Source organism: Rhodococcus sp. NPDC003318 (assembly GCF_042879035.1).
Taxonomy (GTDB): Bacteria; Actinomycetota; Actinomycetes; order Mycobacteriales; family Mycobacteriaceae; genus Rhodococcus_G.
The window spans coordinates 1,004,658-1,028,640 of record NZ_JBIAOU010000001.1; the positions used below are offsets into that span (position 1 = coordinate 1,004,658).

The following is a 23,983-nucleotide window of genomic DNA, read 5'->3' on the forward strand; positions in this document are numbered from 1 at the left end:
AGGATCGAGCTTACTGGCACCCGGGAGCTCAGATCGGCAGCAGTCCCGAGACGACCGCGGCCAGCTGCTGGGCGTTGCGGCATTCGTGCATCGGCACCACGTCGGCGTACACCTTGGCGGCGGAGTCGCCGCTGCCCCACTGGCCGCGGGCCTCCGGGTTGAGCCAGTGCGTGTGCTTGGCGACGGTCGCCAGGTTCGTCAGGGCCGCGGTGTTGGGGTCGCGGTAGTTGTTGCGGGCGTCGCCGAGGATCAGGAGGGACGTGCGGCCGGTGAGGGTGCGCGCGAACCGTTCGGCGAACACGCCGATCGCGTTGCCGTAGTCGGAGTGCCCGTCGTAGGCGATCAGGTCCGCCTCCCGGATCATCCGCGACATCGATGCGCCGAGGTCGGCTCCGGAGTCGAAGAACCGCGTGACCTCGTCGGTGGTGTCGATGAACGCGAACACCCGGACCCGGGAGAACTGCTCCCGCAGTGCGTGCACGAGCAGCAGCGTGAAGTTCGAGAACCCCGCGACCGACCCGGACACGTCGCACAGCACGACCAGTTCCGGTCGCGCCGGACGCGGATTGCGCAGGACGAGGTCCACGGGCACGCCGCCGGTGGACATCGACTTGCGCAGGGTCTTGCGGAGATCGATCGCGCCGGCCCGGGCCCGCTTGCGGCGCGCGGCGAGCCGGCTCGCGAGCTTGCGGGCGAGCGGGGTGACGGTGCGCCGCAGGGCAACCATCTCCGAATCCGACGCCCGCAGGAAGTCGACCTCCTCGGCGAGCTTCGGCACGCCGTAGCTCGCGACACGTTCCTTGCCCAGATGCTCGGCGGAGCGGCGGCGGGTCTCGATCTCGACCATCTTCCGGAAGTCCGCGACCCGCTGCGCGGCGGTGCGGCGGGCGATCTCGGTGGCGTAGTCCGCGGCCTCGTGCTCGCCCTCGACGGTGTTGCCGAGGAGACCGTCGAGGATCCGGGAGACCAGCGTCTCGGGGGCGACCTCGCGCATCGCCTGGTAGGCGGAGAACGACGGCCCCTTGGCGGACTGGTACTGCCCGAGTTGCTCGACGAGTTGCGCGGTCAGCTGCTCGATCAGGTCCAGCGCTTCGGGTGACCCGTCGACGAGCAGGCCCGCGATCAGTTCCCGCAACGCCTCGAAGTCGACCGCGCCGTCCTCGCCCCGGGGTATCTCGACGAAGACGTCACCGGTGCCGTCGGTGCGGGCACCGACCGCGGCCGGGAACCACAGGTCGAACAACGCGTCGTAGGTGGCGCGGTGGGTGGGCCGGCGCAGCAGTGCGCACGCGAGCCCCTCGCGCAGCGCTTCGCGGTCGAGCAGATCCAGGACGGACATCACTCGTCCGGCGTCGACCGTCTCCGACGGCCCGACCGCGATGCCTCGGGTGCGCAGCGCCTCGACGAAATCGACGAGGTGGCCGGGCAGCCCGTGAGGAGCCGCGGGAACCCCGGACGTGCGGCCGGCGACGACCATGACGCCTCCTGTGTCTCTCGCGCGGGCGACGCTAGTTGAGCCGCAGCTCGGCGGCGGCCCGCTGCTGATCCGACTGGTGCTTGAGGACGACGCCCATCGTCGCGCGGATCGCGTCGTCGTCGAGGGTGTCCATCCCGAGTGCGAGCAGGGTGCGACCCCAGTCGATGGTCTCCGCGACCGACGGCAGCTTCTTGAGCTGCATGCCGCGCAACACCCGGATGGTGCGCACCAGTTGCTCGGCCACCGCCTCCGGGAGTTCGGGGACGCGGCTGGCGAGGATCCGCCGCTCCAGGTCGGCGTCCGGGAAGTCGAGGTGCAGGAACAGGCAGCGCCGCTTGAGCGCCTCCGACAGCTCGCGGGTGCCGTTCGAGGTGAGCACCGTGAACGGCTTGCGGGTGGCGGTGATCGTGCCGAGTTCGGGGACGGTGACGGCGAAGTCGCTGAGGACCTCGAGCAGCAGCCCCTCGATCTCGACGTCGGCCTTGTCGACCTCGTCGACGAGCAGCACCGTCGGGTCCTGGCGACGGATGGCGGTCAGCAGCGGACGCGAGAGGAGGAACTCCTCCGCGAACACGTCCTGCTTCGTCTCGTCCCAGCCGTGTTCGCTGCCGGCCTGGATCCGCAGGATCTGCTTGGCGTGGTTCCACTCGTACAGCGCGCGGGACTCGTCGACCCCCTCGTAGCACTGCAGGCGCACCAGTTCGGCGTCCGCGGTCTGCGCGACCGCACGCGAGAGTTCCGTCTTGCCGACCCCGGCCGGGCCCTCGATGAGCAGTGGCTTGCCGAGCCGGTCGGCGAGGAACACCGCGGTCGCGGTGCCCTTGTCGGCGAGGTAACCCGTCTCGGCCAGCCGTGTGACGACGTCGTCGACGCTCGCGAAGACCGGAGGGGTGGTCGGGACTGCTCGATCCACGGCGGGAACCTTTCGTGCGGGACGCGGGGAAGTCAGGCGGGACGGATGTGGCCGTCGCCCCACACCACCCACTTGGTGGAGGTGAGTTCGGGCAACCCCATCGGTCCGCGGGCGTGCAGCTTCTGGGTGGAGATGCCGATCTCGGCGCCGAACCCGAACTGCTCGCCGTCGGTGAACGCGGTGGACGCGTTGACCATGACCGCGGCGGCGTCGACGCGGGCGGTGAACTCGCGGGCGGCGGCGAGGTCGTCGGTGACGATCGCCTCGGTGTGTCCGGTGCCGTACCGGTCGATGTGCTCGACCGCGGCGTCGAGGTCGGCGACGACCTTCATCGCGACGTCGAGGGTGAGGTACTCCTCCGCCCAGTCGGACTCGGTGGCAGGCACCTGTCCCTCGAGGTCGCCGTGGATGACGACGCCTGCGCTCTGCAGCGCCTGGGTCAGCGCGGGCACCGCGGTGTCCGCGACGGCGGCGTCGATCAGGATCGTCTCGGCGGTGTTGCAGACACTCGGCCGGCGGGTCTTGGCGTTGAGCACGATCTTCTCGGCCCGGGCCAGGTCGGCGGACGCGTGCACGTAGACGTGGCAGTTGCCGACGCCGGTCTCGATGGTCGGCACGGTGGCGTCGCGGACGACGGCGGCGATCAGCCCGGCGCCGCCGCGCGGGATGACGACGTCGACGAGGCCGCGGGCCTGGATCAGGTGGGTGACGCTGGAGCGGTCGGCGCTGGGCAGCAGCTGGACCGCGTCCGCAGGCAGCCCCTGCTCGGTGAGCGCGGCGCGGAGCACCGACACCAGCGCGGCGTTCGACTCGGCGGCGGACGACGAGCCGCGCAGCAGGGCGGCGTTCCCGGACTTGAGGGCGAGACCGAACGCGTCGACGGTGACGTTGGGGCGCGCCTCGTAGACCATCCCGACGACGCCGAGCGGCACCCGCACCTGGCGGATCTCGAGTCCGTTCGGGAGGGTGCTGCCGCGAACCACCTCACCGACCGGGTCGGCGAGCCCGGCCACCTGACGCAGCCCGGAGGCGATGCCGTCGATCCGGTCGGCCGTCAGCCGGAGCCGGTCGATCAGCGATTCCTCGGTGCCTGCGGCGCGGGCGTTCTCGACGTCGACGGCGTTCGCGGCGAGCACCGTCTCGGTGGCCGCGAGGACCGCGTCGGCCGCGGCATGCAGTGCGGCGTCCTTGCGGGCGGTCGTCAGCAGTGCCAGCGCCCGCGATGCGACGCGCGCCCGACGCGCGGCCGCGTGCACATCCTCCCGGACGGAGTCGGTCGCCTGTGCTTGTTCGTTCACCGCGGTCATGGTTACAGCGTAACGATCGCTAAGCACCGAGGCAGTCGGCGGCGTGCCCTAACCTCTGGGTCGTGCCCGCTCACGTGACCGTCCTCGGCAGCGTCAACATGGACCTGATCGCGAGGACGGCGACCCGCCCGGCCGCCGGCGAGACGGTGCTCGGCACCGCGTTCGTCACCGGCCCGGGAGGGAAGGGATCGAACCAGGCGATCGCGGCGGCCCGGGCCGGTGCGGACGTGAGCTTCCTCGGCGCGGTCGGCGACGACGGATTCGCCGAGGTGCTGCGTCGAGCGCTCCACGACGCCGGCGTCGACACCACGCTGCTCCGCACCGCGGCGGGTCCGAGCGGTGTCGCGGTGATCGTCGTCGACGATACCGGCGAGAACTCGATCGTCGTCGTCCCCGGCGCGAATGCGACCGTCGAGGCGCTGACGGCCGCCGAACTCGACCGGATCGCCGGGGCGGACACCGTGCTGTGCCAGCTCGAGCTGCCGATCGCCACGGTCGCCGCCTGCGCCGTCCACGCCCGCGGGTCGGGCACGACGGTGTTCCTGAATCCTTCTCCGGCGCAATCGCTTCCGGACGACCTGGTCGCGGCGGTCGACGTGCTGCTGGTCAACGAGACCGAGGCGCGTCAACTCGGCGCCGCCACGCTGGACCGGGTACCGCACGTGGTCACCACGCTCGGCGGGCGCGGGGCGCGGTGGCGCGGCCCGAACGGTGCCGAGGTCCACGCGAGCGCGCCGAGGGTCGACGTCGTCGACACCACCGGCGCCGGTGACGCGTTCGCCGGAACCCTGGCGGCGAGTTGGCATCTCGGACCCGAGGTCGCGTTGCGACGGGCGGTGGCGGCCGGGGCGCTGGCGACCACCCGAGCCGGCGCGGCCGCCTCCTGCCCGACCGCCGGAGAGGTCGACGACCTGCTCGCGCGACACTCCGGTCCGAAAACACATCCGTAACGCCGCCGACGCCACCCTCTTCCAGGGGGGGTCCGGGCCCTGTTCGGCGGCAACCTCGACCTCGCGGTGACGGGCGCGGCCCCGATCTCCAAGGAGATCCTCGAGTTCTTCTACGGATGCGGCGTCCCGCTGATGGAGGCTTCGGGATGACCGAGACCTCCACGGGCGCCACGATCAACACCACCCGGCACCACAGGTTCGGTACCGTCGGCCGCCCGCTGCCCGGCGTGCAGGCGCGGGTCGCCGAGGACTGCGAGCTGCTGATCAAGGGCGACAACATCTTCCAGGGCTACTACAAGATGGAGGACGCCTCCTTCGGCGCCGTCTCGGACGGCTGGCTGCACACCGGCGACCTCGCGACGATCGACGAGGACGGATACGTCTCGATCATCGGCCGCAAGAAGGACGTCATCGTCACCTCCGGCGGCAAGAACCTGACCCCCGCCAACCTGGAGAACGACCTCGAGAAGTCGCCGTGGATCAGCCAGGCCGTGATGCACGGCGACCGCCGCCCCTACCCCGTCGTGCTGGTCACGCTCGACCCCGAGACGGTGCTGCCGTGGGCGCAGGCCCAGGGGCTGCCGGAGTCGATCGCCGAACTGTCGAAGCACCCGTCGACCTCGTCCAGCAGGCCGTCGACGCCGCGAACGCGAAACTGGCTCGGCCCGAACGGGTCAAGAAGTTCACCATCGCCGAGCGGGACCTGTCGCAGGAGACGGGCGAACTGACACCGACCCTCAAGATCACGCGGAAGGTGGTCGGCGAGAACTTCGCCGACGTGTTCGACGCGATGTACGCGGAGCCCGCGCGTCCGTCAGTCCAGCCACTCCAGCGCGGCCGTCACCAGCGCCGCGACCCCGGTGTCGAGGGTCGGACGGATGACCGGTGCGAACTGCGGGGAGTGGTTGGTCGGCAGGGGGTTTCCGTCACCGACCTCGAATCCGCCGAGGAACCAGTAGGCCAGCGGGACACCGATCTCGGTGGCGAGGTCACCGACGTCCTCGCTGCCGGACACCGGCCCGATCTCGAAGACCTTGTCCGCGCCGAGCAGCCCGCGCAGGACACCGAGCGTCCGCCGGGTGGCGTCGGGGTCGTTGACGGTGAGCGGGAAGCTGTTCAGGTCGGTGATCTCGGGCTGCTTCGGTGCGCCGGACGCCTCGGCCTCGGCGTTCGCGATCCGGGTGATCCCCTCGGCCAGCCGGTCGGCGACGTGGGTCTCGAACGCCCGCGTGTTGATCTTGAGCACCGCCTCGTCCGGGATGACGTTCTCCTTGGTCCCGGCCTGGAACGACCCCACGGTGACGACGGCGGGGTTCGTCGGCGACACCTCGCGGGAGACGAGGGTCTGCAGGCGCATCACGGTCGCCGCGCCCATCACGACCGGGTCGATGCTCTGGTCCGGCATCGACCCGTGGCCGCCGCGGCCGAACATCCGGACCTGGATGCTGCGCGCCGCGGCCATCGCGGTGCCGGGGCTCGCGTACACCGACCCGACCGGGCCCGGCATCACGTGCTGGCCGAGCACCACGGACGGCGCCGGGATCCGGTCGTAGAGGCCGTCGTCGATCATGCGGCGGGCGCCGTCGCCGACCTCCTCCGCCGGCTGGAACAGCGCGATCACCGTGCCGGACCAGTGCTCACGGCCGCGGGCGAGCAGGTCGGCGGTGCCGAGAAGACAGGTGACGTGCATGTCGTGGCCGCACGCGTGCATCACGGGCACCGTCTCCCCCGCCGCGGTCACCGCCGTCGCCGTCGACGCGTAGTCGAGTCCGGTGTCCTCGCGCACCGGCAGCGCGTCCATGTCGGCGCGCAGCAGGACGACCGGACCGTCCCCGTTGCCCAGGACGCCGACCACCCCGGTGCCACCGATGCCCGCGGTCACCTCGAAACCGCTGTCGGAGAGCCGCGCGGCGACGATGCCCGCGGTGCGGAATTCGGCGTGCGACAGCTCGGGGTGCGCGTGCAGGTCCCGGTACAGGTCGACCAGGCTCGCGGCGAGCGCATCGAATCCGGACAGAACGGGGTGCGCGGTGAGGTCCATCGTTCACGCCTACCACGCCTGCAGCACTGCAACCGCCACATCCGCCGCTGCGTCCCGTCGGGTTGTCGTTCCTGTCGGGGCCGTCGGGCACCATGGACGCCATGACCTCAGCGACCACGGATCTACGCGCCGACGCCGAGTCCCTGCTGCGTGAGCTCGCCGGCCCGGACGCCCGGCTGCGGGAGGACCAGTGGACGGCGATCGCGGCGCTCGTCGTGGACCGCCGGCGAGCCCTGGTCGTCCAGCGCACCGGCTGGGGCAAGTCCGCCGTCTACTTCATCTCGGCGAAGCTGCTGCGCGCCCGCGGTCACGGCCCGACCGTGATCGTCTCCCCGCTGCTGGCCCTGATGCGCAACCAGGTCGAGTCGGCCGCCCGCGCGGGAGTGCGTGCGGCCACCATCAACTCCGGCAACGTCACCGAATGGGACGAGATCCACCGGCAGATCGCCGACGGCGTGATCGACGTCCTGCTGGTCAGCCCGGAACGGCTGAACAACCCCGACTTCCGCGACCAGGTGCTGCCGTCGCTCGCCGCCGACGCCGGCCTGGTCGTCGTCGACGAGGCGCACTGCGTCTCGGACTGGGGGCACGACTTCCGGCCGGACTACCGCCGCATCCGCACGCTGGTCGCCGATCTCGGTGACGGCATTCCGGTCCTCGCGACCACCGCGACCGCGAACGATCGCGTCGTCGCGGACGTCTCGGCCCAGCTCGGGGTCGGCGGCGCCGAGACGCTGGTGCTCCGCGGCGGCCTCGAACGGGAGTCTCTGAGCCTGTCGGTGGTCCGCATCGACGAGGCGACGACGCGAGCCGCGTGGCTCGGTCAGCGGCTCGCCTCGCTGCCCGGTTCGGGGATCGTCTACACCCTCACCGTGTCCGCGGCCCGCGACCTCGCGGCGCTGCTGTCGGAGCAGGGCCATGTGGTCGCCGCGTACACCGGGCAGACCGATCCCGCGGAACGTGAACAGCTCGAGGCGGATCTGCTGGCGAACCGGGTCAAGGCGCTGGTCGCGACATCGGCGCTCGGGATGGGCTTCGACAAGCCGGACCTCGGCTTCGTGGTGCATCTGGGCGCACCGTCGTCCCCGATCTCCTACTACCAGCAGGTCGGTCGCGCTGGCCGCTCCACGGACCGCGCGGAGGTGGTGCTGCTGCCGGGCCACGAGGACCGGCAGATCTGGAGTTACTTCGCGTCCGTGGCGTTCCCGCGCGAGCACGTGGTGCGCCGAGTCCTCGAGGTCCTCGATCCGGAACGTCCACAGTCCACGCCCGCCCTGGAGCCGCTGGTCGATCTGAACCGGTCTCGGCTCGAGATGGTGCTCAAGGTCCTCGACGTCGACGGTGCCGTGCGGCGGGTGCGCGGCGGGTGGATCGGCACCGGGCAGCCGTGGGAGTACGACGCGCCGCGGTACGAGCGGCTCGAGCAGGCCCGGGCGGCGGAGCAGCAGGCGATGGTCGACTACGTCTCGACCACGATGTGCCGGATGGAATTCCTCCGCCGCCAGCTCGACGACCCGCTGCTCGGCGACGGCCCGACGCCGTGCGGACGCTGCGACAACTGCACCGGAACCACCGCGGACACCAGTGTCGACCAGGAGTCGATCGCGCGGACGCGGGCCCGCCTCGACCGTCCCGGCGTCGACCTCGCGCCGCGCAAGCAGTGGCCGACCGGACTTGCCAAGCTCGGAGTGTCGTTGTCCGGCAAGCTCACCGACGGTCCGCGCACCGGCCGGGCGATCGGCCGGTTGTCGGACCTCGGGTGGGGTGGGCGGCTGCGACCGCTGTTCGACGGTCCGGACGCGCCGGTGCCGGATGCGATCGTCGACGCCGCCATCCGGGTGCTCGCGGCGTGGGACTGGGAGACGCGCCCGACGGCGGTGATGGGCCTCGAGTCGTCGTCCCGGCCGCGGCTGGTGTCCAGTCTCGCCGCGCGGCTGGCCGAGGTCGGCCGGCTGACCGACCTCGGCACGCTCGGGCGCACGCCCGGTCATCCCCCGGTGTCCGCGGTCAATTCCGCCTATCGGGTCGCCGGGCTGGCGGGCGCGTTCACGGCTCCCGACCTGCGCGGCGTCGACGGGCCGGTTCTGCTCGTAGACGACCTCTGGGACACCGGCTGGACGATGACGATGGCGGCCCGGACGCTCGTCACCGCGGGCGCGCCGGCGGTGCTGCCGTTCGCACTCGCGATTCCGAACTGACCAGGGCGTGTCTTCCAATCCCTCCGGGATGCACCGAAACGGGGATTGGGAGATACGCCCTACCGCTGCGGGTTCTCGAGCCCTCCCGGCTCGATGGTCTCCGAGACCGGCGCGGCCCGGGCGGACACCGGGTCCCACGCCTGGTCGAGTTCTCGGCGGCTCTCCTCCTCCGCCGTCGCGTCCACCCGGGCCATCGTCGCGCGCAGCAACGGCGGCGCGATCACCGAGGTCACCACCGCCACCAGAACGACGACGGTGTAGGACTCGGTGGTCAGGACGCCGAGGCTCAGACCGATCATCGCGATGACGATCTCGACAGCGCCGCGGGCGTTGAGCCCCGCGCCCAGCGCCAGCGCCTCCCACCGCTCGAGGCGCACGAGCCGGGCGCCGACGTACGCGCCGACGAACTTGCCGACGATGGCGAGCACGAGGATCGCCATCGCCGCCCAGAACACGTCGGCCCGGCCGAGGACGGTCAGGTCCACGCGCAGCCCTGCCGTCGCGAGGAAGAGGGGTGCGAGCACGCTGAACACCACTGTGCGCAGCGGGGCGAGGAGCCGGGCGTGCGTGCCGCCCAGCGCGAGTCCCGCCGCGAACGCACCGAGGACCGCCTCGAGATGCATCGCCTGGGTCGCCGCGGCCCCGCCGATGATCAGGATCACCGCGGCCGGGATCACTCCGGCCGCATGCTCACCGTGTGCCAGTCGGTCGAGAACCTTGCCGGCGAGGGGCCGGACGACGAACCACGCCACGGGCACGAGTGCCACGGCCGCCGCGATGGTCACCGCGAGGGTGCCCGCACGAATGCCGGCGGTTGCGGCCGCGGAGAGTCCGGAGAGCACGAGCCATCCGAGTGCGTCGTCGAGCGCTCCGGATGCGAGCGTGAGCTGGCCGACGTTGCGGTGCAGGAGCCCGAGCTCCGACAGCGTCTTCGCGATGACGGGGATCGCGCTCACCGACAGCGCGACACCGAGGAACGCGGCGAACACGCCGGGCGACGCCTCGGGGCCGTGGAACGACTCCGGGACGAGGAGACCGATGCCCACGCCGAGGGCGAGCGGCAGAACGAAGGCCCCGGTCGCGACCCCACCGACGACCTTCGCCTTACGTCGGAGGAAGCCGGTGTCGAGTTGTGCTGCGGAGAGTCCGACGAGCAGCAGGATGCCGATCTGTCCGATGGCGTCGAGCATGTGCTGCTGCGACGCGTCGGGCGGGAAGATGTACTCCTGGACGGCGGGCGCCACCTGCCCGAGCAGGCTGGGGCCGAGGATCACGCCTGCGGTCAGTTCGCCGACGATCGCGGGCAGACCGAACCGCTGCGCGACGCGCCCGAGGACGAGCGCTGCGGCGACGACCACCGCGACCTGCAGGAGCAGCGTCAACAGGGTGTTCCCGCTGAGCAGCGGTACCTGTGTCACGCCGACTATCCCGCGACGGGGACGGCGTCGGGCTCCGCCCATGCCAGGCCGTCGGCGGACGGAACCAGGCCACCCTCGAGCAGCGGCGGCTCGACCTGTGCGGATCCGGCGACTCCGCGGGCCTGGAAGGCGTTCATCTCCTCCATGACCTCGCGCACGACCGGCGTCTTGAACAGGTGGTTCATCCGCTGTCCGGCATCGGTGTCCATACCGCCGGTGCGGGCGGCGGCCTCGGTCAGGGCCTTGGTGGACGCGGTGAACCGCTCGACGACGGCATCCGCGTCGGTGAGTGCTGCTTCCTTCGAGAATCCGCCCGCGACGAGCGAGACGAAGGCCTCGAGGTCCTTGGTCGGCGCGCCGGTCACCTTGCGCGCGCGCCAGAAGTAGGAGTCCTCGCTCTGTTCCATGTCGTAGAAGGAGGACAGGAACTCGTAGAACACGGCGTACTCACGGCGGTAGCGGCCCTCGAACTCGCCGAACGCGCGCTCCTCGTCCATCGCGCCGGACAGGACGCTGTTGATCGAGCGGGCGGCGAGGACACCCGAGTAGGTGGCCAGGTGCACACCGGTGGAGAACACCGGGTCGATGAAGCACGCGGCGTCACCGACGAGGACCATGCCGTTGCCCCAGAACTTCGTGTTGGCGTACGAGTAGTCCTTGCGGGTGCGGATCTCACCGTAGGTGCCCTCGGTGACGCGGGTGGCGTCGGACAGCATGCCCTTGACGATCTCGCACCGGTCGGCGAAGCGCATCAGCGCGGCCTCGGGGTCGCCCTGCACCTTCGCGGCGTGTTCCTTGGCGATGACGGCGCCGACACTGGTCAGCTCGTCGGTCAGCGGGATGTACCACATCCAGCCCTCGTCGAACGCCGCGCACAGGATGTTGCCGGAGCTGGGCTCGGGCAGCCGCTTGCCTCCGGTGAAGTAGCCGAACAGGGCGACGTTCTGGAAGAAGTCGGAGTACACGCGTTCGGAGCCGGCGTGCTTGGTCAGTCGGGTCTTGTTGCCGGATGCGTCGACGACATAGGTCGCGAGGACGCGGTGCGCGGCGCCGGCGGAGTCGGTGTAGTCGACGCCGACGACCCGGCCGCCGTCGTCGGTGACGACGCCGGTGACGGTGGCCTCCTCGCGCACGTCGACGCCGGTCTTCGCGGCGTGGCGGAGCAGGATCTCGTCGAACTTCATGCGCTCGACCTGGTAGGCGTGCGAGGTCGGTCCGGCGAACTCCGGGGAGATCGCGAAGTTGAAGTTCCACGGCACGGGGCTGGTGCCCCACCGGAAGCTGCCGCCCCGCTTCCTCATGAACCCGGCGGACTCGATCTCGTCCTCGACGCCGAGCAGGCGACACACACCGTGGATGGTCGACGGCAGCAGGGACTCACCGATCTGGTACCGCGGGAAGCTCTCCCGCTCCAGCTGGATGACGCGGTGCCCGCTCTTGGCGAGCAGGGTGGCGACGGTGGACCCGCCCGGTCCGCCACCGACGACGACGACGTCGACCTGTTCACTTGCGCTCATGCTGTACCGCTCCTCGCGGTGAATGGAGACGGCTTCGCCTCCGCCCGATAGTGCATGGTTAGGCTAACCTCATAGCCTTACCCTGTCTTCATTCAGGTCCATATTCCGAGACCGATCGGGCGGCACGACGGGCGCGCCAATCGCTCGACGGCGCCCCGACGCTACACAACTGTGTCCCAACTCACACACACGGTCCCACCTGCACCGAACCCGCCATGTAGCAGCGGATTTCGCAGCCGGAGGGTGAAATGGCGGGATCACGGTTGTTACGTTCGGATTGCTTATGAGGCCACTCACGGAGAGAAACACCCCAACCCGAGCAAGCCGACGCGAGTCCGACGCAGCCGAGACAGTGTTCCGCCGACCCGAGGTGTCCGACGGTGTCGAGATGTGGCGGATCGCCCGCGATTCCCGAGTTCTCGATCTCAATTCCGGATACACCTACGCACTGTGGTGCCGCGATTTCGCCGAGACGTCGATCGTCGCGGCCGGCCCCGACAACGCGCTCGTCGGGTTCGTCACCGGGTACCGGCGTCCCGACGACCCCGACACCCTGTTCGTCTGGCAGGTCGCCGTCGACGCGGACCGGCGCGGCCGCGGCATCGCGACCGGGATGCTCGACGGACTGATCAACCGCGTCCACCCGGTCGGCGTGCGACGACTCGAAACCACCGTCAGCCCCGACAACGACGCATCGATCGCCATGTTCACCGCCCTGGCCGCTCGACGCGGCAAACGACTGACCCGCACGCCGCTGTTCGCGCCCAACGATTTTCCCGAATCCCACCTCGCCGAAGACCTCTACACCATCGGCTGGTGACCCGTCGGCGGCCCGCGCGCCGCCGACACCATCGCAAGGAGGACGAGACGAATGACCATCCTGGAACAGTCCGAAATCCCCACCGACGACGCAGTTTTCCGCGACCTCGAATCCGAGGTGCGCAGCTACAGCCGGAACTGGCCCACCGTGTTCGACTCCGCGTCGGGCTCGTGGCTCCGGGACGAATCCGGACGCGACTACCTGGACTTCTTCGCCGGCGCAGGCGCGCTGAACTACGGGCACAACAATCCGGTCCTCAAGACGGCCCTGCTCGAGTACCTCTCCCGGGACGGCATCACCCACGGCCTGGACATGTCGACCGTCGCGAAGCGTCGCTTCCTGGAGACCTTCCAGCAGGTCGTCCTGGCTCCCCGCGGGCTCGACTACAAGGTGCAGTTCCCCGGTCCGACCGGGACGAATGCCGTCGAGGCGGCCCTGAAGCTGGCACGCAAGGTCACCGGACGCGAGTCGATCATCAACTTCACCAACGCTTTTCACGGAATGACCCTGGGATCCCTGTCGGTGACCGGGAACTCGATGAAGCGAGCCGGCGCCGGGGTTCCCCTGGTGCACTCGACGCCGATGCCGTTCGACAACTACTTCGACGGCGAGATGCCCGACTTCCACTGGTTCGAACGGGTTCTCGACGACCAGGGCAGCGGGCTGAACCGTCCCGCCGCGGTGATTGTGGAGACCGTCCAGGGCGAGGGCGGCGTCAACGTCGCGCGCGCCGAGTGGCTGCGTGCCCTCGCGGACCTGTGCAGCAGCCGCGACATCCTGCTCATCGTCGACGACGTCCAGATGGGGTGCGGTCGCACCGGCCCGTTCTTCTCCTTCGAGATCGCGGGCATCACCCCCGACATCGTCACGCTGTCGAAGTCCATCGGCGGCTACGGGATGCCGATGGCCCTGACCCTGTTCAAGCCCGAACTCGACGTCTGGTCGCCCGGCGAGCACAACGGCACCTTCCGCGGCAACAACCCGGCCTTCGTCACCGCGACCGCCGCGCTCGAACACTTCTGGACCGACGACACGCTGCAGCGGTCCACGCTGCGCAAGGGCAAACGGATCCAGGAGATCTTCGCCAATCTCGCCGATTCCTTCGACGGCGTGAGCACCCGCGGTCGCGGCATGGTCCAGGGTCTCGTCTTCGACGAGCCGGGGCACGCCGTCAAGGTGTGCGGCCTCGCGTACGACGAGGGACTGCTCGCCGAGACGTCGGGTCCGTCGGACGAGGTCGTGAAACTGCTTCCGCCGCTGACGATCACCGACGCCGAACTCGACCACGGTCTGAGCATCCTCGCCGAGGCCACCGCCAAGACCTGCGCGTAGGAGGACCGAACACCCATGATCGTGCGTACCACCGACGAGATCACCGGCACCGACCGCGACGTGACGAGCGAAGACGGCAACTGGCGCAGCAAGCGCATCGTCCTCGCCGGCGACGGCGTCGGGTTCTCCTTCCACGAGACCACCATCGCGGCCGGATCGGTCAACGAGTTCCACTACGCCCACCACGTGGAGGCCGTGTGGCTCGTCGAGGGCGACGGCATCCTCACCGACCTCGAGACGGGCGAGGTCCACGAACTGAGGGCGGGCACCATGTACCTGCTCGACGGCCACGAACGGCATCGCGTCGAGCCGGTCACGCAGATGCGGATGCTGTGCGTCTTCAACCCCCCTGTCACGGGCCGCGAGGTCCATGACGAGAATGGCGTCTATCCGCTGATCGAGTCACCCGCCTGACCGCGAGGAGTTCGCCATGACGCCAGTGCCCGTCGCCCTCGGCCCACACGCCGATCCAGCGTTGGAGGACGCCATCGTCCGGGGCGGCGGGCACTGTGCGCCGATCGAGGAGGCCCGGGCTCTGATCTGGAACGCGGGCCCGGATCGGTTCCCCGCGACGCTGCCGGAGTCGGTCCGCTGGGTGCAGCTGTTCTCGGCCGGTGTCGAGGAGTGGTTCTCCGCGGGCATCATCGCCCGCCACCCGGAGGTCGAGTGGACGTCGGCGGCGGGTGCCTTCGCCGCGACCGTCGCCGAGCACTCACTGGCCCTGCTGCTCGCCGGCGTCCGCTCGCTGCCCGACCAGATCACCGCGACCACGTGGCGTCAGCAGGAGTTCTTCGGCCGGGTGGGCACGCTGCGCGGCGCCCGCGTCGGCATCCTCGGCGCCGGGGGCATCGGCCGCGCCCTGGTGCCGATGCTGACCGCGGTCGGCGCGTCCGTGGTCGCGGTGAACCGTTCCGGCACACCGGTTCCCGGGGCCGAGGTCACCCTGCCCGCGGACCGCACCGGCGAGATGTGGGACCGGATCGACCACGTCGTGATCGCCGCGCCCGCCACCGAGGACACCCGGCACCTCGTCGGCGCCACGGAGCTGGACAAGCTCGGTCCGCGGTCGTGGGTGATCAACGTGGCCCGCGGTTCCCTCGTCGACACCGACGCGCTCGTCACGGCGCTGCGCGACGGCACGATCGGCGGGGCGGGTCTCGACGTCACCGACCCGGAGCCGCTCCCCGAGGGGCATCCGCTGTGGTCGCTGCCGAACGCGATCATCACCCCGCACTGCTCGAACCCGCCCGCCGTGCGGCCGCAGGCGTACGCCGACCACGTCGCCACCAACGTCACCCGGTTCGTGGCCGGAGAACCGCTGGTGGCGCGCATCGACGCCGGCGCCGGCTACTGACGGCGGCTCGGGGCCGGACGCTCGGACGGCGGGTTACCCTGGATTGCATGACCGCCGTGCTCCCGTCCTCCGACGTGGCCGATCTGGCGGCTCTGATCCACGGGCACACCGTCGTCGCGCTGACCGGCGCGGGCATGTCCACCGATTCCGGGATCCCCGACTACCGCGGGCCCGATTCGCCGCCGCGCAATCCCATGACGTATCAGCAGTTCATGGGTGATGCCGCGTTCCGGCGGCACTACTGGGCCCGCAACCATCTCGGTTGGCGGCACATGGACTCCACCCGCCCCAATGCGGGACATCGGGCGCTGGCGGCGCTCGAGCGGGCCGGGACGGTGCGCGGCGTGCTCACCCAGAACGTCGACCTGCTGCACACGAAGGCCGGCAGCCGGTCGGTGATCGACCTGCACGGCAGTTACCTCCAGGTGCGCTGCATGGGCTGCGAACGCCGCATCTCCCGGATCGCGCTGGCCGAACGCCTGGACGCCGCGAACCCCGGCTTCGCCGAATCCGTCTCCCCCGCAACCGGTGTCGAGATCGCCCCGGACGCCGACGCGGTCATCGAGAACACCGCGCACTTCCGGATGGTCGACTGCGAGAGCTGCGGTGGCATCCTGAAACCCGACATCGTCTACTTCGGCGAGTCCGTGCCCCGCGACCGCGTCGACGCCGCCTTCGCGATGGTCGAGTCGGCCGACGTCCTGCTGGTGCTCGGCTCGTCGCTGACGGTGATGTCGGGACTGCGTTTCGTCCGCCGCGCAGCCAAACTCGGCATGCCCGTCGCGATCGTCAACCGCGGCGTCACCCGAGGCGACGACCACGCCGCCGTGAAGCTGCACGCCGGCTGTTCGGAAACCCTCACCGCCCTCGTCGCCTGACCCCCCGCCGGCTGAAGGCCACCTTCATACGATCCGACGGGATGAAGGTGCCCTTCACACCCGCGGGACCCCGGCCGGGTGAAGGGGGCCTTCGTGCGGATCAACCGCACGAAGGTGGCCTTCAGCCGGGAAGTTCGGGGCGGTTACAGCCGGACGAGGTCGTCCGCGTGCACGACGGGACGCTGCATGTCCGAGGGCAGTTCCATGGTGCTGCGGCCCAGCATCTCGTCGAGTTCGGCGGCGTCGTAGGCCACGACGCCGCGCGCCACCGCCGCACCGTCGGGACCGACCAGGGACACCACGTCTCCGCCGAGGAACCGACCGCTGGTGGCGGTGATGCCGGCGGGCAGCAGGGAGCGGCGCTTGTCGACGACGGCGTGCACGGCGCCGGTGTCGAGGTGCAGGGCTCCCTGGGTGTCGGCGGCGTGCCGGACCCAGAACTTCCGCGCCGACAACCGGGTCGGCCGCGCGGCGAACGCGGTCCCGACACCGGCATGCGACAGCGCGGCCCCCGCGTCCGAGGCGGCCGCGAGCAGGACGGGCACTCCGGAGTCCGCGGCGAGCCGGGCGGCGGACAGCTTCGACGCCATCCCCCCGGTGCCGAGCGCACCGCCCGATCCGGCCACCACGCCGTCGAGGTCCTCGGGGCTGGTCACCTCGGGGATCAACGTCGCTCCGCCCTTGCGCGGGTCCCCGTCGTAGAGGCCGTCGACGTCGGAGAGCAGGATCAGCGCGTCGGCGCTGACGAGGTGCGCGACCATCGCCGCGAGCCGGTCGTTGTCGCCGAAGCGCAGTTCCGCCGTGGCGACGGTGTCGTTCTCGTTCACGACCGCGACGGCGTGCAGAGCGCGCAGCCGGTCGAGGGTGCGTTGCGCGTTGCGGTACTGGGTGCGGCGGGCGATGTCGTCGGCGGTCAGCAGTACCTGACCGACGGTGCGACCGTACCGGTGGAACGAAGTGCCCCACGCGTGTGCGAGCGCGAGCTGGCCGACGCTGGCCGCGGCCTGCTTGGTGGCGAGGTCCCGCGGCCGCTTCGACAGGCCCAGTGGCGCGATACCCGCCCCGACCGCGCCGGAGGAGACGACCACGACATCGGTGCCCGCCCGCATCCGCGCCTCGATCGCGTCGGCGAGTGCGTCGAGTTTGCCTCGGTCCAAACCGAATTCGAGGCTCGTCAACGCCGAGGACCCGATCTTGACGACGATGCTGCGGGCGGTGGCGATCTCGGTGCGGGTGCCGGATCCGGCGCCGGCACTGCCCTCGACGGCCGTCACTTGTCGTCGGGGTCCGCGGCCTCGAGGCCACGCCGGACCCGGTACGCGTGCTTGCGTTCGGCCGCGCCGATCCGCTCGACCTGGTCGAGTCGCGCGTCGGTGCCGCGTCCGGTCCGGGTGAGGTCGACACCGGCGGGCGTCTGCGGCTCCCACTCGAAGCTGACGTCGCCGATGGTCACCGAGCAGCCCGGCTCGGCACCCATCTTGACGAGCTGATCCTCGACACCGAGCCGCGCGAGGCGGTCGGCGAGGTAGCCGACGGCCTCGTCGTTGTCGAACGCCGTCTGCCGGATCCACCGTTCGGGTCGGGTGCCGCGGACGATGAAGCCGCCGGGGGTGTCGGGGTCGGCGATGATGCTGAAGCCGGTCTCGTCGACGGCGATCGGTCGGATCACCTGACGCTTCGGCGCCGCGGGCGGGTGCGCCACACGGTAGTCCTCGACCATCTTCGCGAGCGCGAAGGTCAAGGGGCGCAGGCCCTCCCGGCTCACCGCCGAGATGGTGAAGACCGGCCAGCCGCGCGCCTCGAATTCGGGTGCCACCATCTCCGCCAGCTCGGCGGCGTCGGGCACGTCGGCCTTGTTGAGGATCACGATGCGGGGACGGTCGGCCAGGTCGCCGAGGCTCGCATCGCCGGACAGCGCGGGCTTGTACGCGGCGAGTTCGGCTTCGAGGGCGTCGACGTCGGAGACCGGGTCCCGACCGGGTTCGAGGGTGGCGCAGTCGACGACGTGCGCGAGGACGGCGCACCGTTCGAGGTGGCGCAGGAAGTCGAGACCGAGGCCGCGGCCGTCACTGGCACCGGGGATCAGGCCGGGCACGTCGGCGACGGTGAAGGTGGTGTCGCCGCTGGAGACGACGCCGAGGTTGGGCTGCAGCGTGGTGAAGGGGTAGTCGGCGATCTTCGGCTTGGCCGCGGACAGCACCGAGACGAGCGACGACTTGCCCGCCGACGGGAATCCGACGAGTCCGACGTCGGCGACGGACTTCAGTTCGAGCACCAGGTCGCGCTCGACGCCTTCCTCGCCGAGGAGCGCGAAGCCTGGGGCCTTGCGCGCCTTCGAGGCGAGCGCTGCGTTGCCGAGGCCACCGCGTCCGCCCTGCGCGGCGACGAAGCGGGTGCCGGTGCCGATGAGGTCGGCGAGGATCCGACCGTCCTTGTCGAGCACGACGGTGCCGTCCGGCACCTTGAGGATCAGGTCGGAACCGTTGGCTCCTTCCCGGTTTCCGCCCTCGCCCTGCCTGCCGTTGGTGGCCTTGGCACGGGGGTGGAAGTGGAAGTCCAGCAGGGTGTGCACGTTGGAGTCGACGACGAGAACCACGTCACCGCCGCGTCCGCCGTTGCCTCCGTCCGGTCCGCCGAGCGGCTTGAACTTCTCGCGGTGCACGGAGGCACAGCCGTTGCCGCCCTTGCCTGCGCTGACGTGCAGCACTACGCGATCGATGAACCGGGACATGACTGCCGGATTCCTTCCTGTCAGTCGGTGAAAAGCAAGAGGGGCGAGCCTGGGTGTGTGACCCTGGCCCGCCCCTCCCGGAAGCGCGCTGCGCAGCAGCAGATCAGGCCTGCGCCGCCGCCGGAACGATGTTCACGGTCTTGCGTCCACGCTTGGTGCCGAACTCGACCGCACCCGCGGCGAGGGCGAACAGCGTGTCGTCGCCGCCACGGCCGACGTTGACGCCGGGGTGGAAGTGCGTGCCGCGCTGACGGACCAGGATCTCGCCGGCGCTGACGGACTGGCCGCCGAAACGCTTCACGCCGAGTCGCTGGGCATTCGAATCGCGACCGTTACGGGAGCTGGATGCACCCTTCTTGTGTGCCATGACAGACCCTCCTCAGGGTTGAAAAGCTCGGTTCTACGAAGCCTCGACGGCTCGATTACTTGATGCCGGTGACCTTGAGGACCGTCAGCTTCTGCCGGTGACCCTGCCGCTTGTGGTAGCCGGTCTTGTTCTTGAACTTGTGGATGCGGATCTTCGGGCCCTTGGTGTGCTCGACGACCTCGCCCGTGACCGTGACCTTGGCCAGCTTGTCGGCGTCGGTGGTCAGCTCGGATCCGTCGACGACGAGGACCGGGGTCAGCGAGACAGCAGCGCCGGGCTCACCCTCGATCTTCTCGACCTTGACGAGGTCACCAACAGCGACCTTGTACTGCTTTCCGCCGGTCTTGACGATCGCGTACGTTGCCATCGGACGGCTACCCCTTGCTAATTCGAACGTGCTCGCGCGGTCCAACCACGCGACTGGTCTGGTGTACTTGCTTCCGGCGGACACCCCGGCTCCCCATCGGGCGCAACAGAGCGGTGTCACCGAGTAGCGACCGGTCAAGATTACGGGATGCTGCCTTGCAGGGTCAAACCGCCCCCTGCGACGTCACACCCCGTGTCCCGACCGGCCGGCCGGTCGGTCAGCCCTCGACCGGCGGTCCCGCCGGGCGCGCGGCCGCCCGCCGACGAGGCCGCCGCTTGGGAGCGGCGGGTTCGGCGGCGGTGCCACCGTCGCCCGGCACGACCGCGGCAGGCGGTTGTGCGAGGACGGGCGGCACGACGACCGGTTCCGTCGGCGCGGTGGCCACCGGTTCGACGGGAAGCACGACGACGGTGTCGCTGCTGCCTTCCGGCGCGGCGGCGGCCCGCGACGCGCGACGTGCCCGTCGACGGCCACGCGGTGCGGCGACCTCGGTGGCCACGGCACCGTCGACAGCGGGCTCGGCGGTCTCGACCGCAGCGGCGACAGCCGGCTCGGCCGCAGCCGCGGACACGGCCTCCTCGATCACCGCATCCGTCACGACCGCCTCGGCCGCGACTTCGGCGACAGCAGGCGTCGCGTCCACCCAGGCTACCTCGTCGGCGGGTGCCGCCTCGACGATCGACACCTCGACGGGTGCGGCCTCGTCATGCGTGGCCTCGACAGGAGCGGTCTCGGCGGTCGGCACCTCTTCGTGCGCTTCCTCGGCAGGCGCCGTCGCAGCAGCGGCGGGCTCGGCGTCGGTCTCCGGGTGCTCCTCGTGCTGGTGCGCCGCCATCGCGAGCGCCACCGGGTGCGCGCGCTTGGCGGGCGCGCCCGACTCGGGCGCCTGACCGTTCTTCTCCGCGGGCTGTTCGGCCGGTGCGGACGACTTGTCGCGGCCGCGCTTGCGCCTGCCACCGGACTCGCCCCGGCCCTGGGCCCGGGCCGCACCGTCGTCGCCGGAGCGCACCTCGACGGGTTCGGCGTGCACGATGATGCCGCGGCCGTGGCAGTGCTCGCAGGTGCTGGAGAAGGCCTCGACGAGGCCGGTTCCCAGCTTCTTGCGGGTCATCTGCACGAGGCCGAGCGAGGTCACCTCGGACACCTGGTGGCGGGTGCGGTCGCGGCCGAGCGACTCGGTGAGCCGCCGCAGCACGAGGTCGCGGTTCGACTCGAGCACCATGTCGATGAAGTCGACGACGATCATGCCGCCGATGTCACGCAGCCGCATCTGGCGGACGATCTCCTCCGCCGCTTCCAGGTTGTTGCGGGTGACGGTCTCCTCGAGGTTGCCGCCCGCCCCGGTGAACTTGCCGGTGTTGACGTCGACGACCGTCATCGCCTCGGTGCGGTCGATGACGAGGGTGCCGCCCGAGGGGAGCCACACCTTGCGGTCGAGCGCCTTCGCGAGCTGTTCGTCGATCCGCTTGACCGCGAACACGTCCGGGCCGCCCTGTTCGGCCTCGTACCGCTCCACGCGCGGCAGCAGGTCGGCCGCGACCGTCCGGATGTAGTTCTCGACCGTCGACCACGACTTCTCGCCCTCGATGACGATCTTGGAGAAGTCCTCGTTGAACAGGTCACGGACGACCTTGACCAGCATGTCGGGCTCTTCGTAGAGCGCCTTGGGCGTACCCGACTTGCCCTTGTCCGCGGCCTGCTGTTCGATCTCCGCCCACTGCGACTGCAGGCGCTGCACGTCGCGCGCGAGCTCCTCCTCGCTGACGCCCTCGGCGGCGGTGCGGATGATGACACCGGCCTCCGGAGGGACGACCTCGCGCAGGATCTCCTTGAGACGCTTGCGCTCGGTGTCGGGAAGCTTGCGGCTGATGCCCGTCGAGGTGCCGCCGGGGACGTACACCAGGAACCGACCGGCCAGCGAGATCTGGGTGGTCAGCCGGGCACCCTTGTGGCCGACGGGGTCCTTGGAGACCTGCACGAGCACCTGGTCGCCGGGCTTGAGCGCCTGCTCGATCTTGCGGCTGTTGCCGCCGAGGCCCGCGGCCTCCCAGTTGACCTCACCGGCGTAGAGGACGCCGTTGCGTCCGCGTCCGATGTCGATGAACGCGGCCTCCATGGAGGGCAGGACGTTCTGCACGCGTCCGAGGTACACGTTGCCGACCATCGACGCGGACGCCGAGCTGGTGACGAAGTGTTCGACGAGAACGTCGTCCTCGAGGACCGCCACCTGGGTCAGTCCCTCGGGGTGCGCGCCGTCGCTCTTCTCGCGGACCACCATCACCCGGTCGACGGCCTCGCGACGTGCGAGGAACTCCGACTCGGTGAGGATCGGGGGCCGGCGCCGCCCGGCGTCGCGGCCGTCGCGGCGGCGCTGACGCTTGGCCTCGAGGCGCGTCGACCCGGAGATGCCCTGGACCTCGTCCTTCGCGCGGGCCTTGGTCCGAGGCTCGCGTTCGTGCACGACGGTCGTGACGCCGTCGTCCTCGGTGGCGTCGACCGCCTCGGAACTGCCCTTGCGGCGACGACGGCGACGACGGCGACGGCTGGATCCGTCGCCCGCCTCCTCGGCGTCCTCACCCTCGGCGCCCGCGGCCTCGTCGACCTCCGCGGACTCCTCGCCCGCCTCGGCGTCCCGACCCCGCGCACCCTCCGGCTCGCCCGCCTCCACGGCGCTCTCGCCGTCGACGGCCTCGGATTCGCGCGCGGCCTCGGATTCGCTCGCGGTCTCGGTCTCGGTCTCGGCGCCCTGTTCGCCGCGTCCGCGGCCACGTCCCCGGCGGCCACGCCGCCGACGCCGGCCCTGGCCCTCACCGGACTCGTCCTCGCCCTCGGCGTGGGTCTCCGGCTGCTCCTCGACCGTGGCGGGCTCGGCGGTGCCGGCCGCGGGCTGGTCCTGCTCCGGCTGGGGCTCGGCGGGAGTGACGGTGGTGACCTCGATCGGCGCCGCCTCGTCGGGGGCGGCCGCTTCGCGGCGAGCCCGGCGCCGTCGCGGTGCGGGCTCGGCCGGCGCTTCCGGCTGAAGGAACAGCGGCGCCTGGAACAGCGGCGTCTCCGCCGACTCGGCCGGCTGCGCCTGCTGCGTGTCGACGTCGGTGAACAGGCCCGGCTGCGCGGATTCGGGGATCCCGGCCGCGGCGATGTCCTCCGGCGTCGCCTGGACGACGGCGACCGGCTCGGAAACGGTGGGCGCCTCGGCAGCGGGTTCCTCGGTGACGGGCTCCTCCCCCGCGGGTGCCGAGGCCTCGGCGTCCGGCGCACGGAACACGCTGTACACGCGCTCGGCGAGCTCACGGTCGACGCTGGACTGAGCACTGCGCAGTTCGGTACCGAATTCGGCGACCTGCGCAAGAACCTGCTTGCTGGTCAGGCCGAGAAGTTTCGCGAGTGCATGGACTCGGATCTTGGCCGGAAATTCGGGGGTGGTCTGTGAAGTTTCGGGCGGCGCTTGATCGGCCACGTAAGTCTCCTCGGGCCCCCGGGCGCGTCCACCTGTCGGTGTGCGCGGCCACTCGAGGGCGCTGTCTGTGTTCTCACACGGGGGGTGTGATCTTCTGGTCTCGCCCCGCGCGGTTTGTCGGTGATCAGGTGGTCACGTCCAACTCGTACGGCGCCTGGCAGGCTGAACTCCGCGGTCGGTGCACCTGATCATCCAGCGTGCCACCGGCGAGGGATTTCCTGCGCGCGGCGGCAGCGATGCGGGCATCGAGCCGTGGTGTCATCCGGTCGGACCACACCCGAACTCCGGCGGAGTGACACGAGCGTGGGTCAACCGCCACCAGTATCCCACACGTGGGAGGCGGCCCGCGCCAACGGCGCCCTCTCCGGCTGCGAGGTGTCGAGTCGGCCTCCCGCTCGACACCCCTCAGGTCAGAGGGTCAGGAGCGAGCGAGGTGCGGGAACCAGAGTGCGATCTCGCGCTCGGCCGACTCGACCGAGTCGGAGCCGTGCACGAGATTGCGCTGTCCGTCGAGCGCGAGGTCGCCGCGGATGGTGCCGGGGACGGCCTTCTCGACGGGGTCGGTGCCGCCGGCGATCTGCCGGAACGCCGCGATCGCACGGGGTCCCTCGACAACGGCCGCGACGAGCGGACCGGAGGTGATGAACTCGAGCAGTCCCGGGTAGAAGGGGCGCTCGGCGTGCTCCGCGTAGTGCGTGCCCGCGACCGCGGTGTCGGCGGTGCGCATCTCCAGTGCAGTGACGGCAAGGCCCTTGCGTTCGATCCGCGCGAGGATGTCCCCGACGAGTCGGCGGGCGACGCCGTCGGGCTTGATCAGTACCAGGGTCCGCTCAGTCACGAGCAGTCACCCTAGTAG

20 protein-coding genes are annotated in these 23,983 nt (G+C 70.8%); 8 read left to right on the forward strand and 12 right to left on the reverse strand.

Annotated features, from left to right (window positions below):
- Window positions 1-28 precede the first annotated feature (28 nt).
- The 3 genes from ACFYVR_RS04495 to ACFYVR_RS04505 are packed head-to-tail and all read right to left on the reverse strand — an operon-like array spanning window position 29 to window position 3,697.
- On the reverse strand, window positions 29-1,477 hold the full coding sequence (locus tag ACFYVR_RS04495) for a VWA domain-containing protein (protein WP_387469993.1): 1,449 nt from the start codon (window positions 1,475-1,477) through the stop codon (window positions 29-31).
- A 31-nt stretch (window positions 1,478-1,508) separates the two neighbouring features.
- Entirely contained in the window at window positions 1,509-2,390 is an 882-nt protein-coding gene (locus ACFYVR_RS04500) for an AAA family ATPase (protein WP_387469995.1), read from the reverse strand.
- A 32-nt stretch (window positions 2,391-2,422) separates the two neighbouring features.
- The gene (locus ACFYVR_RS04505; RefSeq protein ID WP_387469997.1) at window positions 2,423-3,697 is read right to left on the reverse strand and encodes a glutamate-5-semialdehyde dehydrogenase; all 1,275 of its coding nucleotides are present in this window, start codon (window positions 3,695-3,697) and stop codon (window positions 2,423-2,425) included.
- A gap of 98 nt (window positions 3,698-3,795) precedes the next feature.
- Here ACFYVR_RS04505 and ACFYVR_RS04510 point away from each other — a divergent pair, with 98 nt between their 5' ends.
- Window positions 3,796-4,647, forward strand: coding sequence for a ribokinase (locus tag ACFYVR_RS04510; protein WP_387470362.1), 852 nt, complete (start codon window positions 3,796-3,798; stop codon window positions 4,645-4,647).
- A gap of 146 nt (window positions 4,648-4,793) precedes the next feature.
- The gene (locus tag ACFYVR_RS04515; RefSeq protein ID WP_387469999.1) at window positions 4,794-5,375 is read left to right on the forward strand and encodes a hypothetical protein; all 582 of its coding nucleotides are present in this window, start codon (window positions 4,794-4,796) and stop codon (window positions 5,373-5,375) included.
- A gap of 86 nt (window positions 5,376-5,461) precedes the next feature.
- On the opposite strand, the gene ACFYVR_RS04520 is transcribed toward ACFYVR_RS04515, so the two are convergent.
- Window positions 5,462-6,688 carry an amidohydrolase gene (locus ACFYVR_RS04520; protein WP_387470001.1) on the reverse strand — a complete coding sequence of 409 codons (1,227 nt, stop codon included), beginning with the start codon at window positions 6,686-6,688 and terminating at the stop codon, window positions 5,462-5,464.
- 101 nt (window positions 6,689-6,789) lie between these two features.
- On the opposite strand from ACFYVR_RS04520, the gene ACFYVR_RS04525 reads away from it, so the two are divergent.
- Entirely contained in the window at window positions 6,790-8,886 is a 2,097-nt protein-coding gene (locus ACFYVR_RS04525) for a DEAD/DEAH box helicase (protein ID WP_387470003.1), read from the forward strand.
- 59 nt (window positions 8,887-8,945) lie between these two features.
- Here the strand turns inward: ACFYVR_RS04525 and ACFYVR_RS04530 are convergent, their stop codons facing one another.
- Together ACFYVR_RS04530 and ACFYVR_RS04535 are read right to left on the reverse strand one after the other, a co-directional pair.
- Window positions 8,946-10,304, reverse strand: a complete 1,359-nt coding sequence (locus tag ACFYVR_RS04530; RefSeq protein WP_387470005.1) for a cation:proton antiporter — start codon at window positions 10,302-10,304, stop codon at window positions 8,946-8,948.
- 5 nt (window positions 10,305-10,309) lie between these two features.
- A complete protein-coding gene (locus ACFYVR_RS04535; RefSeq protein ID WP_387470007.1) occupies window positions 10,310-11,821 on the reverse strand; it encodes a tryptophan 7-halogenase in 1,512 nt (503 codons plus the stop codon).
- A 283-nt stretch (window positions 11,822-12,104) separates the two neighbouring features.
- On the opposite strand from ACFYVR_RS04535, the gene ectA reads away from it, so the two are divergent.
- The 5 genes from ectA to ACFYVR_RS04560 are packed head-to-tail and all read left to right on the forward strand — an operon-like array spanning window position 12,105 to window position 16,205.
- Window positions 12,105-12,641, forward strand: coding sequence for a diaminobutyrate acetyltransferase (gene ectA / locus ACFYVR_RS04540; RefSeq protein ID WP_387470009.1), 537 nt, complete (start codon window positions 12,105-12,107; stop codon window positions 12,639-12,641).
- Window positions 12,642-12,692: 51 nt separating this feature from the next.
- On the forward strand, window positions 12,693-13,973 hold the full coding sequence (ectB, locus tag ACFYVR_RS04545; RefSeq protein ID WP_387470011.1) for a diaminobutyrate--2-oxoglutarate transaminase: 1,281 nt from the start codon (window positions 12,693-12,695) through the stop codon (window positions 13,971-13,973).
- 15 nt (window positions 13,974-13,988) lie between these two features.
- A complete protein-coding gene (locus ACFYVR_RS04550) occupies window positions 13,989-14,387 on the forward strand; it encodes an ectoine synthase (RefSeq protein WP_387470013.1) in 399 nt (132 codons plus the stop codon).
- A gap of 16 nt (window positions 14,388-14,403) precedes the next feature.
- Window positions 14,404-15,327 carry a D-isomer specific 2-hydroxyacid dehydrogenase family protein gene (locus tag ACFYVR_RS04555; protein ID WP_387470015.1) on the forward strand — a complete coding sequence of 308 codons (924 nt, stop codon included), beginning with the start codon at window positions 14,404-14,406 and terminating at the stop codon, window positions 15,325-15,327.
- A gap of 47 nt (window positions 15,328-15,374) precedes the next feature.
- Window positions 15,375-16,205, forward strand: a complete 831-nt coding sequence (locus tag ACFYVR_RS04560) for an NAD-dependent protein deacetylase (protein ID WP_387470017.1) — start codon at window positions 15,375-15,377, stop codon at window positions 16,203-16,205.
- 143 nt (window positions 16,206-16,348) lie between these two features.
- Here the strand turns inward: ACFYVR_RS04560 and proB are convergent, their stop codons facing one another.
- The 6 genes from proB to ndk all read right to left on the reverse strand — a co-directional run bounded on the left by proB (window position 16,349) and on the right by ndk (window position 23,965).
- Complete coding sequence (gene proB / locus ACFYVR_RS04565) at window positions 16,349-17,479, reverse strand: glutamate 5-kinase (RefSeq protein ID WP_387470019.1); 1,131 nt, start codon at window positions 17,477-17,479, stop codon at window positions 16,349-16,351.
- Window positions 17,476-18,936, reverse strand: a complete 1,461-nt coding sequence (gene obgE / locus ACFYVR_RS04570; protein WP_387470021.1) for a GTPase ObgE — start codon at window positions 18,934-18,936, stop codon at window positions 17,476-17,478. Before obgE ends, proB begins: the two co-directional genes overlap by 4 nt.
- Before the next feature lie 103 nt (window positions 18,937-19,039).
- Window positions 19,040-19,303, reverse strand: a complete 264-nt coding sequence (gene rpmA, locus ACFYVR_RS04575; protein WP_378424095.1) for a 50S ribosomal protein L27 — start codon at window positions 19,301-19,303, stop codon at window positions 19,040-19,042.
- A 55-nt stretch (window positions 19,304-19,358) separates the two neighbouring features.
- Entirely contained in the window at window positions 19,359-19,670 is a 312-nt protein-coding gene (rplU, locus tag ACFYVR_RS04580) for a 50S ribosomal protein L21 (protein ID WP_387470023.1), read from the reverse strand.
- Between the two features lie 217 nt (window positions 19,671-19,887).
- Entirely contained in the window at window positions 19,888-23,127 is a 3,240-nt protein-coding gene (locus ACFYVR_RS04585) for a translation initiation factor IF-2 N-terminal domain-containing protein (protein WP_387470025.1), read from the reverse strand.
- Between the two features lie 418 nt (window positions 23,128-23,545).
- The gene (gene ndk, locus ACFYVR_RS04590; RefSeq protein ID WP_387470027.1) at window positions 23,546-23,965 is read right to left on the reverse strand and encodes a nucleoside-diphosphate kinase; all 420 of its coding nucleotides are present in this window, start codon (window positions 23,963-23,965) and stop codon (window positions 23,546-23,548) included.
- Between the last annotated feature and the right edge of the window lie 18 nt (window positions 23,966-23,983).

Coding starts and splice junctions, on each gene's coding strand:
- ACFYVR_RS04495 (WP_387469993.1), bottom strand. CDS start 1,477: ATGGTCGTCGCCGGCCGCACGTCCGGGGTTCCCGCGGCTCCTCACGGG.
- ACFYVR_RS04505 (WP_387469997.1), bottom strand. CDS start 3,697: ATGACCGCGGTGAACGAACAAGCACAGGCGACCGACTCCGTCCGGGAG.
- ACFYVR_RS04510 (WP_387470362.1), top strand. CDS start 3,796: ATGGACCTGATCGCGAGGACGGCGACCCGCCCGGCCGCCGGCGAGACG.
- ACFYVR_RS04515 (WP_387469999.1), top strand. CDS start 4,794: ATGACCGAGACCTCCACGGGCGCCACGATCAACACCACCCGGCACCAC.
- ACFYVR_RS04520 (WP_387470001.1), bottom strand. CDS start 6,688: ATGGACCTCACCGCGCACCCCGTTCTGTCCGGATTCGATGCGCTCGCC.
- ACFYVR_RS04525 (WP_387470003.1), top strand. CDS start 6,790: ATGACCTCAGCGACCACGGATCTACGCGCCGACGCCGAGTCCCTGCTG.
- ACFYVR_RS04535 (WP_387470007.1), bottom strand. CDS start 11,821: ATGAGCGCAAGTGAACAGGTCGACGTCGTCGTCGTCGGTGGCGGACCG.
- ectA (WP_387470009.1), top strand. CDS start 12,105: ATGAGGCCACTCACGGAGAGAAACACCCCAACCCGAGCAAGCCGACGC.
- ectB (WP_387470011.1), top strand. CDS start 12,693: ATGACCATCCTGGAACAGTCCGAAATCCCCACCGACGACGCAGTTTTC.
- ACFYVR_RS04550 (WP_387470013.1), top strand. CDS start 13,989: ATGATCGTGCGTACCACCGACGAGATCACCGGCACCGACCGCGACGTG.
- ACFYVR_RS04555 (WP_387470015.1), top strand. CDS start 14,404: ATGACGCCAGTGCCCGTCGCCCTCGGCCCACACGCCGATCCAGCGTTG.
- ACFYVR_RS04560 (WP_387470017.1), top strand. CDS start 15,375: ATGACCGCCGTGCTCCCGTCCTCCGACGTGGCCGATCTGGCGGCTCTG.
- obgE (WP_387470021.1), bottom strand. CDS start 18,936: ATGTCCCGGTTCATCGATCGCGTAGTGCTGCACGTCAGCGCAGGCAAG.
- rpmA (WP_378424095.1), bottom strand. CDS start 19,303: ATGGCACACAAGAAGGGTGCATCCAGCTCCCGTAACGGTCGCGATTCG.
- rplU (WP_387470023.1), bottom strand. CDS start 19,670: ATGGCAACGTACGCGATCGTCAAGACCGGCGGAAAGCAGTACAAGGTC.